This window comes from Gelidibacter japonicus, from assembly GCF_010725055.1.
Taxonomy (GTDB): domain Bacteria; phylum Bacteroidota; class Bacteroidia; order Flavobacteriales; family Flavobacteriaceae; genus Gelidibacter; species Gelidibacter japonicus.
In genome coordinates, this window is the sequence record NZ_BJKB01000005.1 from 108,488 (window position 1) to 125,968 (window position 17,481).

At 38.6% G+C, this 17,481-nt stretch carries 17 protein-coding genes; 7 read left to right on the forward strand and 10 right to left on the reverse strand.

Translation table 11 applies throughout. The features are described from left to right. Window positions 1-212: 212 nt before the first annotated feature. The 4 genes from G6N06_RS07005 to rpsF all read right to left on the reverse strand — a co-directional run bounded on the left by G6N06_RS07005 (window position 213) and on the right by rpsF (window position 1,998). Window positions 213-689, reverse strand: a complete 477-nt coding sequence (locus G6N06_RS07005; RefSeq protein ID WP_163515355.1) for a DUF6495 family protein — start codon at window positions 687-689, stop codon at window positions 213-215. A gap of 196 nt (window positions 690-885) precedes the next feature. After that, the gene (gene rplI, locus G6N06_RS07010; protein ID WP_163515356.1) at window positions 886-1,347 is read right to left on the reverse strand and encodes a 50S ribosomal protein L9; all 462 of its coding nucleotides are present in this window, start codon (window positions 1,345-1,347) and stop codon (window positions 886-888) included. A 13-nt stretch (window positions 1,348-1,360) separates the two neighbouring features. Then, window positions 1,361-1,657, reverse strand: coding sequence for a 30S ribosomal protein S18 (gene rpsR / locus G6N06_RS07015; protein WP_163515357.1), 297 nt, complete (start codon window positions 1,655-1,657; stop codon window positions 1,361-1,363). Window positions 1,658-1,659: 2 nt separating this feature from the next. Continuing rightward, window positions 1,660-1,998: a 30S ribosomal protein S6 gene (gene rpsF, locus G6N06_RS07020; protein WP_163515358.1), complete on the reverse strand. Its 339-nt coding sequence runs from the start codon at window positions 1,996-1,998 to the stop codon at window positions 1,660-1,662. 199 nt (window positions 1,999-2,197) lie between these two features. Here rpsF and G6N06_RS07025 point away from each other — a divergent pair, with 199 nt between their 5' ends. Continuing rightward, entirely contained in the window at window positions 2,198-2,893 is a 696-nt protein-coding gene (locus G6N06_RS07025) for a LytR/AlgR family response regulator transcription factor (protein ID WP_163515359.1), read from the forward strand. A gap of 238 nt (window positions 2,894-3,131) precedes the next feature. On the opposite strand, the gene priA is transcribed toward G6N06_RS07025, so the two are convergent. From priA to nadC, 3 genes are read right to left on the reverse strand one after another with little or no spacing between them, the layout of a single operon-like run. Continuing rightward, window positions 3,132-5,585 (reverse strand): replication restart helicase PriA, encoded by a 2,454-nt coding sequence (priA, locus tag G6N06_RS07030; RefSeq protein ID WP_163515360.1) that lies wholly within the window; start codon window positions 5,583-5,585, stop codon window positions 3,132-3,134. Between the two features lie 3 nt (window positions 5,586-5,588). Further along, the gene (locus tag G6N06_RS07035; protein WP_284046833.1) at window positions 5,589-6,584 is read right to left on the reverse strand and encodes a YihY/virulence factor BrkB family protein; all 996 of its coding nucleotides are present in this window, start codon (window positions 6,582-6,584) and stop codon (window positions 5,589-5,591) included. Next, window positions 6,585-7,442, reverse strand: a complete 858-nt coding sequence (gene nadC, locus G6N06_RS07040) for a carboxylating nicotinate-nucleotide diphosphorylase (protein ID WP_163515361.1) — start codon at window positions 7,440-7,442, stop codon at window positions 6,585-6,587. It lies immediately after the preceding gene. Between the two features lie 97 nt (window positions 7,443-7,539). Between nadC and rlmH the strand changes: the two genes are divergently transcribed. Beyond that, a complete protein-coding gene (gene rlmH / locus G6N06_RS07045) occupies window positions 7,540-8,013 on the forward strand; it encodes a 23S rRNA (pseudouridine(1915)-N(3))-methyltransferase RlmH (RefSeq protein ID WP_163515362.1) in 474 nt (157 codons plus the stop codon). Window positions 8,014-8,156: 143 nt separating this feature from the next. On the opposite strand, the gene G6N06_RS07050 is transcribed toward rlmH, so the two are convergent. Then, window positions 8,157-8,456, reverse strand: coding sequence for an HPF/RaiA family ribosome-associated protein (locus G6N06_RS07050; protein ID WP_163515363.1), 300 nt, complete (start codon window positions 8,454-8,456; stop codon window positions 8,157-8,159). A 435-nt stretch (window positions 8,457-8,891) separates the two neighbouring features. Here G6N06_RS07050 and G6N06_RS07055 point away from each other — a divergent pair, with 435 nt between their 5' ends. From G6N06_RS07055 to G6N06_RS07065, 3 genes are all read left to right on the forward strand, one after another. After that, window positions 8,892-9,467 carry a non-canonical purine NTP diphosphatase gene (locus G6N06_RS07055; RefSeq protein WP_163515364.1) on the forward strand — a complete coding sequence of 192 codons (576 nt, stop codon included), beginning with the start codon at window positions 8,892-8,894 and terminating at the stop codon, window positions 9,465-9,467. A gap of 173 nt (window positions 9,468-9,640) precedes the next feature. Beyond that, window positions 9,641-11,503: a DEAD/DEAH box helicase gene (locus tag G6N06_RS07060; protein ID WP_163515365.1), complete on the forward strand. Its 1,863-nt coding sequence runs from the start codon at window positions 9,641-9,643 to the stop codon at window positions 11,501-11,503. Window positions 11,504-11,963: 460 nt separating this feature from the next. Beyond that, window positions 11,964-12,737 carry a carboxypeptidase-like regulatory domain-containing protein gene (locus tag G6N06_RS07065; RefSeq protein ID WP_163515366.1) on the forward strand — a complete coding sequence of 258 codons (774 nt, stop codon included), beginning with the start codon at window positions 11,964-11,966 and terminating at the stop codon, window positions 12,735-12,737. Here G6N06_RS07065 and G6N06_RS07070 read toward each other — a convergent pair. Beyond that, window positions 12,730-13,395 (reverse strand): TrmH family RNA methyltransferase, encoded by a 666-nt coding sequence (locus tag G6N06_RS07070; RefSeq protein WP_163515367.1) that lies wholly within the window; start codon window positions 13,393-13,395, stop codon window positions 12,730-12,732. The two genes, G6N06_RS07065 and G6N06_RS07070, sit on opposite strands and share 8 nt — an antisense overlap. 169 nt (window positions 13,396-13,564) lie before the next feature. Between G6N06_RS07070 and G6N06_RS07075 the strand changes: the two genes are divergently transcribed. Together G6N06_RS07075 and G6N06_RS07080 are read left to right on the forward strand one after the other, a co-directional pair. Further along, window positions 13,565-14,248, forward strand: a complete 684-nt coding sequence (locus tag G6N06_RS07075) for an SIR2 family NAD-dependent protein deacylase (RefSeq protein WP_163515368.1) — start codon at window positions 13,565-13,567, stop codon at window positions 14,246-14,248. A 65-nt stretch (window positions 14,249-14,313) separates the two neighbouring features. Continuing rightward, complete coding sequence (locus tag G6N06_RS07080; RefSeq protein ID WP_163515369.1) at window positions 14,314-14,814, forward strand: phage tail protein; 501 nt, start codon at window positions 14,314-14,316, stop codon at window positions 14,812-14,814. 21 nt (window positions 14,815-14,835) lie between these two features. On the opposite strand, the gene G6N06_RS07085 is transcribed toward G6N06_RS07080, so the two are convergent. After that, a complete protein-coding gene (locus G6N06_RS07085; protein WP_163515370.1) occupies window positions 14,836-17,367 on the reverse strand; it encodes an FIDD domain-containing protein in 2,532 nt (843 codons plus the stop codon). Window positions 17,368-17,481 lie beyond the last annotated feature (114 nt).

Below are 17,481 nucleotides of genomic sequence, written 5' to 3' on the forward strand. Positions count from 1 at the left end.
TACTTTCGTCCATTGTCCAATCAGGGCATCTTTTGCTTTTTAACAAAAAACATCAGGCCCACACCGTGGGTTCGCAAAGCTTGGCGCAAGGAATCTCGGAAAATGGTGTGACCGTCCATTAGGGAGTGGAGCGGGAATTCAAAAAAATAGAATAATGAAGTCGAGCCATGGAGAAATAAGAAACTTGAAATTTAAACGTCAAGCTTCCAACTTTATTCCTTTAATACCAACTTCTCGAAGTATTTATACAAATCGCCTTTGGTAATGACGCCACCTTGTTGGATGAGTTTAAATTTGTCCAAAGCTTTATCCTCTGAATAAGCTTTGCTGGCGGTCAGGAATTCAACCTCATCAGAAAGCAGGTTTTCTCTGAACCATGAAAAACCTTCTGAGGTGGTGAGGTCCACGGTGTCTATAGTTAATTTTATGGCTATCAATTGCATCTCGTTTTCCTTTAAATGGAAGAGATGCATTTGTTGTGGTGAAATATGTTCTAGATAGACCACTTTTTTTAAAACGCCTTCCCAGACCAAATCGCTAAACACATCGAGTTCTTCCTCTGCAACTTCGGGTTTATTGGCTTTAATGTCAGCCCATTCCTCAGCGGTGATGGATTGTGTTGCCAAAAAGTTAATAAATTCTTGATGCAATTCTTCAAATTGTTCCTTAGTGAGTCTTGTATATTTCATAAACATATAATTATTTCATTTCCGCGAAGGCGGAAATCTCTTAACTATCAGGTTGAAAATTGTTAAGTTATTTAGATAAAATATTCTGGCCAAATATCTTACAACGGTAGTTTACTTTGTTATGGTAGATTTCCATTTATGAAAAAAGCCTCATTCCGATAAAGGATTGAGGCTTTTTAAATATTTATTTTGAATATTAAGCTTCTGCAATAACTTCAAAAGTCATATCAACGGTTACGTCTCTGTGAAGTCTGATGACCGCATCATATTGACCTAAACGCTTTATATTACCACCTGTAATGGCGATATACTTTTTGTCAACAGAAATGCCAGCATTGTCCAATGCATTTGCCAAGTCAATATTGGTGATCGAACCAAATATTTTGTCTCCAGCAGTTGCGCCAGCACTCGTTTTAGAAGTTAATTTAATTTCTAAGGCTTTTATGGCCTCAGCTTGCTTTTGAGCTTCTTCAATAATTTGTTTCTCTTTATAGGCACGTTGTTTCAAATTTTCAGCCAATACTTTTTTAGCTGAAACCGTTGCCATTATCGCTAATCCTTGAGGAATTAAATAATTTCTACCATAACCGTTCTTAACCGTTATAACATCGTCTTTAAATCCTAAATTTTCAACGTCTTGTTTTAATATAAGTTCCATAGTTATGTTTTTATTATTTTAATAAATCTGCTACATAAGGTAACAACGCCAAGTGACGTGCTCTCTTAACCGCTACAGATACTTTTCTTTGATATTTTAAAGAGGTTCCCGTTAAACGTCTTGGTAACAATTTACCTTGCTCGTTAACAAAACCCAATAACCAATCGGCGTCTTTATAATCGACATATTTGATACCAGACTTTTGGAAACGACAGTATTTTTTCGTTTTACTTGTGTCAATATTCAATGGTGTCAAATATCTGATTTCACCATCCTTCTTTCCTTTAGCTTGTTGTTCTATTGATGACATAATTACGCTTTTTGTTTAAGTTTAGTTCTTCTTCTCTCAGCCCATGCAATAGCATGTTTGTCCAATTTCACTGTTAAATAACGCATAAAACGCTCGTCACGTCTAAACTCTACTTCTAGTGGATTGATGACTTCACCATCTACAGTGTACTCAAATAAGTGGTAAAAGCCACTTTTTTTGTTTTGGATTGGGTAGGCCAATTTTTTTAGGCCCCAATCTTCCTTGGATATCATCTTCGCTCCTCTAGAAACAAGAAAATCTTCGTATTTCTCTACTGTTTCCTTTATCTGGGTCTCAGATAAAACGGGATTTAAGATGAAAACAGTTTCATAATGATTCATATAATGTATATTTAATAATTAAAAATGGCTGCAAAAATAACTATTATTTATGGTTCTGACAACTATATTTTAAGTAATTTTCAGTCAGATTTCAATCAATTAAAATAATGTTAAATTTCACGCTTTATCGATGTTATTTGGTTTTTGTCCGAATTTTTCGTACTATTGTCGATATCTTAACCTAAATAAATCAAATGTTATGACTTTAAACTGTGTAGTAGTTGATGACTCGGCGATACAACGCTTATCGATTGTAAAGTTAATTGAAAATCATTCATCACTTAACCTTATTGCAGAATATAGTAGCGCACTTGAAACCAAAAACGGTCTAAATACCCATAAAGTAGATCTCATCTTCTTGGATATTGAAATGCCTGTTCTAAATGGTTTTGAGCTACTTGACGTACTCAACAACAAACCTCAAATTATTTTTGTTACTGGTAAAACGGAGTACGCGTTTAAAGCCTTTAACTATGATGCTACAGATTATCTACAAAAACCAATCACTAGAGAGCGTTTTAATACTGCTGTAGATAAAGCTCTTGAACAGCATAAACTGAAACTCGATTTCAATGAAGCTGACGGCGAGCACATCTTTGTTAAAAGCAATCTTAAAAAACGTAAAGTTTATATTAAGGACATCAAATGGATTGAAGCCCTTGGTGACTATGTTAAACTGGTCACTGAAGAGAACAGCCTGGTTGTACTTTCAACCATGAAAGCCTTCGAGCAAGAACTTCCTGAAGGAAAGTTTTTAAGAATCCACAAATCCTACATTGTCAATTTAGACAAGGTAGACCGCTTTAACAGTAAGAATGTTGAAGTTGGTGCTTATGAAATTCCACTGAGTAGGAATAAAAAGACAGAACTTGTGGATGCGTTAAATAATATCTAATCGACAATGGTCCCACCAATCCCAGTGAATTGGGAGGGATTAGTTCGATTACGAAATTTGTTCCAAATTTCTAAACCAATGACGCAAAACACAAGATGAGATCCCACTGAGGAGCGGGATTAGTTCGATTACGAAATTTGTTCCAAATTTCTATAACAAATTAAGCAAAAAGAACAAGAGATCCCGCTAAGGAGCGGGATTAGTTCGATTACGAAATTTGTTCCAAATTTCTATCTCACTAAAAGTTATCGACATTTAGAATCACCCTAACCGACCTAAATTCTTTAATGCCCAAAAAGCTATTGTTAATTTTAACAATGGCTTTTTTAGTTTTTGATAGCGATTGCTGTGGCGGAATCTTAACAAGGATATTCTTGTGAAACTGATTTCTGATCCTTGAAATTGGCGGGAATTCAGGACCTAAGATATGGCTTTTAAACACCTGCCTTAAGCCCGTGGCATACCATTCGGCACCAATATTTACTTTATTGAAGTCCTTGTGCTTTAAGGTAATCTTGATCAACCTGTAAACTGGTGGGTATTTAAAATTATGGCGCTCATCCATCTGCTCCATATACATCTCTGCATAATTATTGGTCGACACTTGGTGTAAAATTCTGTGGTGCGGATTATAGGTTTGAATCAACACCTTTCCCCTTTCGTCCGTACGTCCGGCCCTACCTGCTACTTGCAACATCAATTGAAAACTACGTTCAAGGGCCCTAAAATCAGGGAAATTGAGCATATTATCGGCGTTCATGATGCCCACCAATTTAACATTTCTAAAATCCAGTCCTTTGGTCAGCATTTGTGTACCGACCAAAATATCAATTTCCTTTTGTTCAAATGCCGTAATGATTTTGTCATATCCAAATTTGCCCCTTGTCGTATCCAAATCCATCCGTCCCACTTTGTGTTCTGGAAAAAGCTCCTGGGCTTCTTCCTGTACCTGCTCCGTACCAAATCCTTTGTTGTCCAATTCCACACTGCCACAAGCCATACAGTTTTTGAGCATGGCGGTATAATAGCCACAATAATGACAACGCAACTGATTCTTGTACTGATGAAAGGTCAAACTGACATCGCAATTAGGGCATTGTGGCGCATGACCACAGGTCGTACATTCAACAATAGGAGAAAATCCGCGTCTATTTTGAAACAGAATAATTTGATGTCCCATCCTAAGAGCCTCCGTCATTTCCTCAATCAAGCGGTCGCTGAAATGACCTGTCATCCGCTTGCGTTTTTGCTTGTCCTGAATATCGACCAACTCAATATCTGGCATCAACACGTCATTGAATCGGTGCGTAATTTCCACCAAACCATATTTCCCTTGTTTGACGTTGTAGTAACTTTCCAAACTTGGGGTGGCCGATCCCAACAAGGTTTTGCTTTTAAAAAGTGAGGCCAATACTATGGCTGCGTCACGGGCGTGATATCTTGGTGCAGGATCAAACTGCTTAAAAGAGGTTTCGTGCTCTTCGTCAACAATAACCAAACCGAGATCGTGGAACGGTAAGAAAATGGACGACCGTGCGCCCAACACGATTTGCGCCTTAGGTTGATTCTGCATTACATTGTTCCATAGTTCAAATCTTTCGTGTGATGAATATTTGGAATGATACACAGAAACTTTTCCTCCAAAATAGGTTTCCAACCGGCTGACCAACTGTGAGGTCAAGGCGATTTCAGGGAGTAAATACAACACCTGTTTTCCTTTGGCAATCACCTCTTCAATGAGTTTGACATAGACCTCTGTTTTACCGGAGGAGGTGACACCGTGAAGTAAAGTAATGTTGAATTTTTCAAACGATTGTTGGATTTCTTCGAGTGCTTTCTCTTGATGGGAATTCAAGGTTTTTGAAGCTTCATTTGCCTCTCCTGTATATACTACACGATCTTCCTGGAAATGGTACTCCTCTAAAATCTCCTTATCGATCAAGATTTTGATTATTGCCGAAGAGGCCTCACTCGCGTCCGACAAATCAGAAACCTTGACCGGTTTTTTTGTCTGTGCAGAAATTGAAAACAAGGTCATAATCACGTCTCTTTGCTTTGGCGCCCTGCTTAACTCCTCCAACAAATGTTGTAATTTCTCAGATTCCGAATATTGGGAATTCAACTTGACATACCGCACCAATTTTGGTTTGTATTTTTCATAAACCTCTTCCTGAAGTACAATGGCATCTTTATCCAACAATGAATTGATAACAGGAAACACATTCTTTTTATCGAGAATATTGATCAAATCCTGAAGCTTTAGAGACGACTGGTGGTGAAGCGCCTCATACACCAAGAACTCCTCGTCCTTTAGATCGGTATCGTTGATGATTTTATCATTGTTTTTGGTGATGATGGTTTCGCTCTCCAACAAAAAAGAGTTGGGCAATGCCGCCCTTAGCACATCGCCCAAAGTACAGAGATAATACTCTGCAATCCACTGCCAATGGGTCAGCTGCGTTTGGGTGATGATAGGTGCATCATCCAAGATTTGATGAATTTCCTTGGCTTCATAGGCCATGGGCTGCTGTTGATGGACTTCAAACACCAATGCCGTGTAAATTTTACTTTTACCAAAGGGCACCGCCACCCGCATTCCGGCTTTCAAAAACTCTGATTCAGCCTGGGTGATACTGTAGGTAAAAAGCCGTTCAAGCGGAATGGGAAGTATGACGTCTATAAAATATGGCATAGATTAGGATTGTTCTTCGGCAATTTGTTTTTGACGATTAAATTTCTTTAATAACCTTATGGTAGCATTCAACTCAAATCCCAATAATAGAATATTGGAGTTCAGCCAAAGATAAAATAACAAAATCAATAGGGCGCCAATCGAACCATACAACTCATTATAAGTTGAGAAATAAGTGACATAGATTCCAAATAAATAGGAAAACACAATAATCAAGATGGTTGTCAACAAAGCCCCAGCTGAAAAGAACTTCGAATTCTTACCTTCTCTGGTGCCAAAATAATACAAAGTGGCCGTAGCGATATAGACCATAATCACGAAAAATATATATTTGGCTGCGGCTACCATAAGCAAGCCCTCCTCATAGGTTTCGTAACCCTGCCTATCCATATAGTATAGTACCTTTTGGATGACATAAATTTGAAAATAGCCTATCACCGCAATGGTAATGATCAGCAAAAAAACCAAAATAAGCGCCACAAACATCGAATATAAATATTGTTTTACCACGCTGCGTGTCAGTTGCTGATGGTATGAACTTTCAAATCCCGAAAAAAGAGCACTGATCCCGTTCGCCATTAAAACAATGGACAATAAAAATACTGTTGAAATCAATCCGCCACTTGCTTTAGTATATATATTCTGAAAAATATTGTCGAAAAAGAAATCAGAAGTCTGAGGTGGCAAAACAGAATTCAGAAAACCCTTAAACTCATATTCAAAACCTGCCACGGGAATATAAGGAATAAGGATAATAATGAACAATAGAAAAGGAAATATGGCTGTAAAAAAGCTAAAAGCAATGGCACTCGCCCGGCTGGTTACCGCTCCTTTAATAATCCCCTTACCATAAAGTCTCAGAAAATAATACAAGGTCAGCCCCTCTAAAGCAGGTAGTTTTATTTTTTTTAGGAGTTTGATGAAATATTTTAAAACAGGGATTTTTTCGAGTTTGTCCTCGATTTCATTCTCAATATTATCATCTGTTTGTTCAGACATTTAAACGGCTTTTAAACTCAAGTCCATATTATATACCGAATGCGTCAAAGCTCCAGAAGATATATAATCCACGCCGCATAAAGCATATTCTCTTGCTGTATCCTCATTGATCCCTCCGGAAGATTCGGTTAAGCATTGATCCCCTATCAGGGCAACGGCCTTCTTGGTGTCGGCATAATTAAAATTATCAATCAGAATCCTGTAAACACCATCATTTTCGAGAATTTCCTTTATTTCATCGAGGTTTCTAGCTTCCACAATAATTTTTAAGTCTAAATTATTTTCATTTAGATAGGCTTTTGTCTTGGTAATGGCTTTCGTAATACCGCCTGCAAAATCGATGTGATTATCTTTCAACATGATCATGTCATATAAGGCAAACCGATGATTTTCGCCGCCTCCAATTTTAACCGCCCATTTTTCGAGTGCTCTGATCCCCGGTGTTGTTTTTCGAGTATCCAGTATTTTGGCTCCTGTACCCTCCAACAAATCTACGAAAGTCTTAGTTTTTGTTGCAATCGCACTCATCCGTTGCATCGCATTTAAAACCAATCGTTCTGCTTTAAGAATGGATTGTGATGCGCCCTCAACATAAAACACAATGTCGCCATACTTCACTTCAGCCCCGTCGTCAATCAAGGTTTCTACTTTTAAGTTGTTATCGATATACTCAAAGACACGTTTTGCGAAAGCAACACCCGCAATAACGCCGTCATCTTTGACCAAAAGCTTTGCTTTGCCCTGTGCTGAAGCAGGGATGCAGGCCAGAGAGCTGTGATCGCCATCTCCAACATCTTCTCTAACAGCATTAGCAATGATGCCTTCTATCTCTATATTGAATTGTTCTTGTGAAATCATTTTAGGAATATTTAATGTAAAAATACTAATTGAAAATTGAAATACTCAAATTCCAAAACTGAAATTCCATATCGCTACAAATTTGTAAATTTACGCCATGCAAATAAAACTTTTAGCCATTGGTAAAACCGACAATCCGCAATTGCAGATGCTCATTGACGACTACCAAAAACGCTTGGGATTCTATATTAAATTTGAATTCGAGATCATTCCCGATCTTAAAAAAGTCAAGAATTTAAGCGAAGAACTGCAAAAGCAAAAAGAAGGCGAGCTGATATTGGCCAAGCTTAGCAACACCGATATTCTCATCTTATTGGATGAAAATGGAAAACAATACGATTCCGTCGCCTTTTCCGAATACCTACAAAAACACATGAACTCGGGTATCAAACAATTGGTATTTGTCATTGGTGGACCGTACGGATTTTCGCAAGATGTCTATCATAAAGCAAATGGGAAAATATCATTGTCTAAAATGACATTTTCCCATCAAATGATCCGTTTGTTCATGATTGAACAATTGTATCGTGCCTTTACCATTTTACGGAATGAACCTTATCATCATCGGTAACAGGTAGTTTCTTGTTTCTTGTTTCTTGTTTCTTGTTTCTTGTTTCTTGTTGAAGAAAAAGTTAAAATTCAAAATTTAATGTTTAACTCATAACTCATAACTCTGAACTTACTCCTCTCACCACTAATCCATCATACCTACTTCTAATGCGCCATAAACGTCTGTTTTCTCTTTTTCAGTTGTATTACCAAATCGTTGATTGTTTCTTTTACGGCCATTTCAAAATTTTTCTCATCAGAAGTAGCAAATATTTGCGGTCCTGGTAGACTCAATTTAATATTGCAAATCTTTCCTTTTTCAGGATTGGTACCTTCTTCTTTGAAAAACACATCGGCACTGATGAGCCAATCATATTTTTCAGCCATTTTATTTAATTTTTTAGTAGTATGTTCAGCAAGTGATACGCTATAATCTAAATTTACGAATTGAATGTTAATTGTCATAGTTATTGTTTTTAGGTTATGTGACTAATTTACGGGTTTAAAAAGGAAGAAAAGCTGACAAACATCATAAAATAAGCTTAAAGTTGCTCCATTTTGCCAGGATTCAAAGTTCAAGGTTCAAGACTCAACAAAAATCAACAATTTTTAATCTTCAATCATTCATCACTTTTGAACATCCCTGACTATAGTTGACCGTTATTCGTTATTCGTTATTCAAAAATCTTCAATCTTCGATCACTAATTTTTTTTGGCCTTTTATCTCTATTCTATCGTCTTTTGTCCAACTTTTCTCTACCCTCTACCCTCTACCCTCTACCCTCTACCTTCTACCCTCTATCCTCTACCCCCTACCCTCTAATTTCTATTTTCTATTTCCTCTTTTCTCTTAGGACAAATCAAAATTATTACAGTAATTTTGCCAATTAATATTCTGCCATGCAACTTGTTTTCGCCACCAACAATCCCAACAAACTCCATGAAGTCCAGAGCTTAATTCCAAGTAGCATCACATTATTAAGACTTGAAGACATAGGATGTTATGAAGATGTACCAGAAACCCAAGACACTATTAAAGGCAACGCCATCCAAAAAGCGTCATATATCAAAGAAAAATACGGTTACGATTGTTTCGCCGACGATACCGGCTTGGAAGTGGACGCGCTTGACGGCGCCCCAGGTGTCTTTTCTGCTCGATATGCCGGCGATCAGCGAAATTCAGAAGACAATATCCAAAAACTTCTTGAAAGCCTTAAGCATTCATCCAATAGAAAAGCACAGTTTAAAACTGTTATTGCATTGGAACTTCAAGGCGATCAGCACCAATTTACAGGCATCTGCAAAGGGGAGATTACCAAAAATAAGAGTGGTACTAACGGGTTTGGATATGATCCAATCTTTAAGGCCGAGGGCTATCATAAAACTTTCGCGGAACTCTCTTTGGAAGAGAAAAACCGCATTGGACATCGTGGAATTGCTATAAATCAGCTTGTCAAATTTTTGAACACCTTATAATTTATTACAAATCAATCGCTTAACAATTAGGAATTGTAATAAATTAAATTGTACCTTTGCACCTTGTAAAATTTCCTCAAGGTGAGGATGTGTTACTGGAGGTTTAGGTTTAGTATGTCGATTCGCTTCTGTTGTAACACCAAAAGAACATAATCAAATACTTATTAAATCGAATGAACACATTCCAAGATTTAGGTCTTAATGATGACCTATTACGGGCTATTACTGACATTGGTTTTATTACTCCAAGTGATGTCCAAGCAAAAGCAATTCCAATTTTATTAGAACAAGACACTGATTTAGTGGCTTTAGCACAAACAGGAACAGGTAAAACTGCTGCTTTTGGTTTTCCAATGTTGCAAAAAATCAACATAGAGAGCAGAACAACCCAAGGCTTGATCCTCTCTCCAACTCGTGAACTTTGTTTGCAAATTACCAACGAATTAAAAAATTACGGAAAATACTGCAAAGGCTTTAATGTAGCCGCTATCTATGGTGGTGCAAGCATTAGCGAACAAGCAAGAGAAGTTAAAAGAGGTGCACAAATTATTGTGGCTACTCCAGGCCGAATGAAAGACATGATCAACCGTAATATGGTGGACATTTCTAAAATAGAATATGCCGTACTTGACGAGGCCGATGAAATGTTGAACATGGGTTTTTATGAGGATATCACAGATATTCTTTCCCATTCCCCAAAAGACAAAAACACTTGGTTGTTTTCGGCAACCATGCCAAAAGAGGTCTCAAACATTGCCAAAAAATTCATGAATTCGCCAGTAGAAATCACTGTTGGCAATAAAAATGAAAGCACTAGTCAGGTATCACACGAATATTATTTAGTAAATTCTCGCGATCGTTACCAGGCTTTAAAACGTTTGGCCGACGCACATCCAGATATTTTCTCAGTCATTTTCTGTCGTACCAAACGCGATACACAAAAAGTTGCAGAACAACTTATAGAAGATGGTTATAGTGCAGGTGCCCTACACGGCGATTTAAGCCAGAACCAACGTGATATGGTCATGAATTCTTTTCGTAAGAATCAAATCCAAATGTTGGTGGCTACCGATGTTGCCGCACGTGGAATTGACGTAGACAACATCACCCATGTTATCAACTACCAATTACCAGACGAGATTGAGACCTATACACACCGCTCAGGCAGAACAGGTCGAGCAGGTAAGACGGGAGTTTCAATGGTCATTGTATCAAAAAGTGAGCTGCGCAAGATTAAAACCATTGAGCGTATCATCAATAAAAGTTTTGTCAAAAAAGACATTCCTGATGGAATGGAAATTTGCGAAGTCCAACTCATGTCATTGGCCAATAAAATCCATAAGACAGAAATCAATCCTGAGATTGAGAAGTACCTTACCAGCATTAACGAATTGTTCGAAAACACCTCTAAAGACGAATTAATCAAAAAATTCTTCTCGGTGGAGTTTACGCGATTCTTTAACTATTACAATAAAACGAAAAACTTATCAGTTCCTGAATCTCGCGGTAGTGATAGCGATTCTGGAAGAGACTTTGATCGTGGTTTCAGCAGCAATGGCGATTCTTCACGTTTCTTTATCAATGTTGGTAAAAAAGATGGCTACGATTGGATGAGCCTTAAGGATTTCTTAAAGGAAATTCTGGAACTCGGAAGAGATGATGTCTTTAAAGTAGATGTCAAGGATAGCTTCTCTTTCTTTAATACCGAAAAAGGATTACAAGAAAAGGTATTGGCTTTTTTCAATGACTACAAGCACAATGGCCGATTTGTAAATGTTGAGGTTAGCCAGGACCAAGGCGCAGGCACCAGCAGAAACAAAAGACGTTCTGGCGGTGGTGGCAGACGCTCAGATGGCGATTTCAAGCCTAGACGTTCAGGAGGCGACTTTAAATCTTCAGGTAGAAGAAGTTCAGACGTATCAAGACCAAGACGTTCAGGAGATAGCTCAGGACCGAACAGACGTGAAAGACGTAGTGGTTTAGCAGAAAAATCAGGAGAAGCAAGTTTTTCAAGACCAAGACAGTCGAGAAGATAGCATTTGGGTTGCATGATGGCAGGTCACCAATGACCGATATCGGGCAAGACCAATTTTAAACCTTAAAGATAACGAAGTGGAAAGTTTACATTTTCCACTTCGTTTTTTTTATTTCCATGAGTTTTATAAAAAAAACGAATAAAAAATCATTAGAGCAAGGTTTTCGTCCTGAAGCCCTCTTTTCTTTTTTTCACCAGTTTATCAGCGAGTTACAGAATGCTCGAAGTTTTCATTCGTTCTTCATAACTCCCGCATAGTCGTGGGCTGAACTCCAACATGATCGGAATTCAAAACTCAAACTCTACCTGCCCGTCAGCAGCATTAGCAAAGTCTGTAACTCTGGACTCTAAACCCATAACACTGAACTTCCCCACTATTGAAAGTTAATATTATATCAATTTTCTAATGTTTCAACAGGTTTGTGAGTTTTGTTTCTTATTTTTATCGCATAAATAAACCAATGAGGCACCTACTAATACTTACTGCTTTTTTCTTCATTTCTACATTGATTGTGGCACAAGAACCGACAACCGTTAAGGGTGTCGTTTATAGCACGAGCACGAACGATATATTGGAAAGCGTAAATATTGTCAACTTAAATCAGGTAATTGGCACTTCAACCGACAGTTTAGGGGAATTCGAAATACGGGCAGCAGCAAATGACACCTTACATTTTTCATTTTTGGGTTATAAATCGATTAAAGTTAGGGTGACCAACGACTGGTTGAAATTTGGAGAAACCAGAATTGAAATGACAGAGTTAGCTTTGGCGCTTGAGGAAGTTGTGGTTAATCAGCTACGCCTCACGGGCTATTTGGAGCTTGATATTAAACAAGTGCCGGTTAAAACCAATTACAGATATAGTATTTCTGGACTGTCCACAACCGGATATGAAGCGGGCAACACCGGATCGGTCAATAAGGTCTTAGGTGCTCTTTTCAATCCTGCGGACTTTTTGTATAATATGTTTGGGAAGAAGCCCAGGGAGTTGCAAAAGTTAAAGCAAATGAAAAAGGACGATGAGATCAGAAACCTATTGGCGTCTCGTTTTGATCGTGAAATGCTCATGGTATTGTTAGATGTAGACCGCATTGATCTTGACGAAATTGTGAGCCAGTGCAACTATTCCAGAGAGTTTATCCAAACAGCAAATGACTTGCAAATATTAGATGCCATCAACGAATGTTATGAAGAATACAAAATACTGAGTAGAAGTCAACGCCGCTCTAAGTAGATTTTTTATTCTGATAGTACCGCGCTACAATGGCATCATAACTTTTCAAGGTTTTTGATATCCAATCCATACGTTTTTCCAATTGTTCCTGTTCGGCCAATCTCCAGTCAATATCAGATTGTCGCAACTTGTTGGTGACATCCTGTAAGATAATTGCTGCTGAAACAGAAATATTTAAGCTTTCTGTAAATCCGACCATTGGTATCTTCAGATAACAATCTGCAGCCTCCATTACCTCTTTCGATAAACCCTTGGACTCCATTCCAAAGAAAAAACAAGACTTCCTATGGATATCAAAATCCGAAAGAAGCTGATCGTTTTTATGTGGCGTCGTCGCCACAATTTGATAGCCACTTTCTCTTAAACTATTGATGCAATCGTTAACCGAATGAAATCGCTTTAAATCCACCCACTTTTGTGAGCCCATGGCAATTTCCCGATCGATACGCTTGGTATTGCGCTCTTCCACAATATGCACCTCTTGAACACCAAAAACATCACAACTTCTGAATACAGCACTCGTGTTATGCAATTGGTAAACATCTTCCGTAGCTACCGTAAAGTGTTTCGTCCGATTTGAGATGACACTGTCGAATCGTGCCTTTCGTTCTGGAGTGAGCCGCGATTCTAAATACTTTAAAAGTTCGAGATCAATCATTGAAATAGGTTATATTAGACAAAATAACAAACAAAGATAGCGCGTTCATTGGTTTTGAGCTGATATTTTTTTTAAGGATTTCTATTTATTGCTATCTTGAAAGCTTATCCAGATTTATCAATACCATTTAAATTGCGCAAAAAATAATTTGATCATTAAAAGTTAAAATATGAAACATATTGTTGTACTCACTGGCGCCGGTATGAGTGCCGAAAGCGGAATCAAAACCTTTAGAGATGCTGATGGACTATGGGAAGGCCATGATGTGATGCAGGTTGCAACACCAGAAGGTTTTCAGGACAATCCTGAGTTGGTTCTCGATTTTTACAATCAGAGGAGACGACAGTTGCTGACTGTAAATCCCAACGCCGCACATTATGATTTGGCCTCACTCGAAAAGGATTATAAAGTCTCCATCATCACACAAAATGTAGACGATTTACATGAAAGAGCAGGAAGTTCCAATGTCATCCACCTCCATGGCGAATTGCTAAAAGTCAGAAACGTAATTGATGAACTTAGTTATTTTGAACACCAAGGCGATATTAAATTGGGTGATACCTGTCCCGAGGGACATCAATTAAGACCGCATATTGTGTGGTTTGGAGAAATGGTTCCCATGATGGAAACAGCCATGGAAATTTGTGCCACGGCAGATGTACTGATCATTATTGGAACTTCAATGCAAGTGTATCCTGCAGCGAGCTTAATGCATTATGTGCCTGAAGGGATACCCAACTTTTTTATAGATCCCAAACCCGCAATGAACAGTCGTGGAAATTTAACAGTAATTCCTGAAACTGCAACGAAAGGAGTTAAACAACTTCTTGAATTATTAAAAAATAAGAATTAAAGCAATTTTGGATAGTTTATCAACTTATTGTAAATTAGAGTGTTAATTTTTAAAATGATACATCTATGGCCATGTTTAGCGTTAACCAATACCGTTTTGATCCCTACAAAAACTTTAAATTTAGAGTAAAATGGGATGGACAGTATATTGCTGCCATTACAAAAGTGAGTCCGTTAACCCGCACCACTGCACCATTACAGCATCGGGAAGGTGGCGACCGGAGCAGCTTTAGGCTATCGCCTGGCATAACAACCTTTGAACCAATTACCTTGGAGCGGGGCCTTTCACATGATACTGCGTTTGAAGATTGGGCTAACTTAGTATTTAATTTGGATGGTGATGCCGCTACTTCATTAGCTAAAAACAAAAAAGATATCATAATTGATCTTTTCAATATGCAAGGCAGCCTTGTGATGTCTTATAGAGTCTATCGTTGTTGGGTGTCCGAATACCAAGCTTTACCAGAACTCGATGCCAATGGGGCCTGCACTGCTTTTGAGAAAATTGTCCTGCAACACGAAGGCTGGGAACGTGATCATGAAGTCACGGAACCGACTCAAACATAAACCGTTTACAACGTCATTGATTTATCGAATGAGGCTAAAATGCCCGTTAAAACTCTTCCTCTCACCTATACCGTCTATAAAATGGGCCACGAACCAGTAATCGGTAGCAGGTAATGGGTTGCCCTTATAAGTGCCGTCCCAACCTAATGCGTTCGGTTGGATCCTCGCAAGAAATACACCATAACGATCATAAATTTCAATATAGGATTGTGCTGAAAACTGTCCCTCAAAACCTTTGATGTTCCATCGGTCATTATAACCGTCATTATTTGGTGTAAAGTACTTTGGAAAACCCATCACAGGCACGTCTATTTCAGCAATGCCACAGCCGTTTTTGTCGTTCGCATAAAGTGTGTAAATTCCGGCACTAAGGTTTGTGAAAATCGGCGAATCTTGATATGGACCTTGACTACTTCCTAATGAAAATTCATAATCGCCAATACCCAAAGTACTAGCATCAATAGTAATGCTATTGGCCATGGACAAATCGGAAATAGAAATACTCTCATCAGTAAATCGTGCAGTTTCTGAAGCGTCAACTCGGAATGTTACAGGCGCAGATTCGCAATTATAGATTGAGCTGGCAAAAACCGTATAAGTGCCTCCAGTTGAAACGGTTGCCGTGGTTCCTGTACTGATAATGTCGTTGGCTTCGTTGATCCAGGTATAATTAAAGTTTCCTGTCGGATTTTCAATTGCCAAAACCGCCGGTTCTCCATTTAGACATAGGCCTCCCATTTGATAAATGCTGAATTCTGGCAATGGGTATACAGTTAATTGCAAATGTGGTCCAACGCCAAAACAATCGCCATTATCCGCACTTTGAACCCTCACGTAGATATGTTGGAAAAATGGCTGAGTATTGGTAAATGAGGATGTGTTTGGAATTTCGTTTTGATTCAATTGTGCATCCTCGAAACTGAGATAATAATGGACACTTAAATTTTGACCTGTTGGGAATTGTGCCAAAAACTCATCTTCATTCTCGCTCAAATCGAAGGTATGAAAACCATCGTTAACCCCATCATTATCACAAACCTCCAATTCTTGCAAATAATTTGTCGGAAAGGAGGTTGTGGACACCTGTAGGTGAATAGTCGAAACCACATAACAACCATCAGCATTTTCAACACGTGCATAGATGGTTGAGGCCATCGCGTTATTAAAGGGCAAGCGGTCTAAAGGCAGTAGATTTTCATTGGCATCTTGTTCTGTCAGATGATAACTAATGACTAACCCAGAAGCGTTATTTATATTCAAAAGCACATCAATCTCATTCAAATTAAAGTTCGTCAACCCGTCAGCAATTCCGTCTTCATCACAATTTCTATACGTAATTTCAGCAGGTACTAATGGCAATTCACCAACGCTTATCCCAATTGAGGTGTCAATGGAACAGGCGCCGAAGGTATAATTAAAGATTCGGACATAAATAATCTGACCATTTTGAATGGTGTTAGTAAAGTTAGAAGGATCAGGAATAAGATTCGAATAATTGGGATCAGTATAAAAATTGAAATCAAATTCTGATACAGAACTCCCATTGAGCAAAGCAGGCATATAGGAATATAGATCAAACTCTGTAAACCCATTCGCAGCATCACCATCTGCATCAGAATCGCATTCCATAAAAGTACGAACTGATGAAGGCAGATTGATGGCTTGGAGAGTGGTATTTATCGAAATCTTGGTACTGCCCGAAATATCAATCACCGGATCCCCGGGCATTCCTCCATATTCAACAATATAACCCTTAGGCTGAAAGTCTCCACTGACACTGCCCGTATTGCTCAAATCATTCCAGGAACCGCGTATTCCTACTCCCGGCGCTGTAATATGCGCATAATCCTCTCCATCCAAATTATTTGGTTCCCCCCTATTCCAATTGGCATATTGGCCTGGAGGTGATGAACCATTGGGTCCACCGTTCCAAAATACGGTTCCGGCTTCAGGACCAGTGGCCCATTTCCAAACGCCCTCTACTTCCTCATCGGTACCTCCTATCCATCCTGCACCTGAGGCCTGTTCTCCCGCCAATTGCGCTTCTTCTGGAGAGCCAATGGTGGCCAAATAGCCTTGCAGGCCGTAATAATTTCGGTTGGATGCTGCAACGACAGCCTCTTTCCAAGTAATACCTACAAATGAAATAAATTCATAATAATGTCCTGTTGAAGGCAAATAGTTTGCATTGCCTATGGTAAACGAAAAATACCGATCGCCGGAAATTGACGGTGAATTACTTTCAAACACGACGTTCAAGACAGCGTTTATAAGATCAGGATAAGGTATGAGTGCATTGCCGATGCCTGAAAGTGTGAGTTTACCTTCCGTATTATTCCATGAAGCCGTTAGGTTGGGATGCGAACCGGTCAAAATCAATGTATCCTGATTAATGACATATCCCGTCGATATTTGAATGTACAATTCCGAGATGCCAGGATTGTCAGGATCAGTAATATCAAAGGATGTCACCACTGGAATTTGAGTCAATGGACAGTAAACTTGATCTCCAATGGAATCAATAATGGGTGGACCATTTTGGCACCAATTCATTTGAATACAAAATAACAGAAACGTAAAACAGGACAGCAGGTGCTTTTTAAACAATTTAAAACCTCATTTAATTCTTAGGACCCTAAAAATAGGAATTAAAATAGAATGCACATT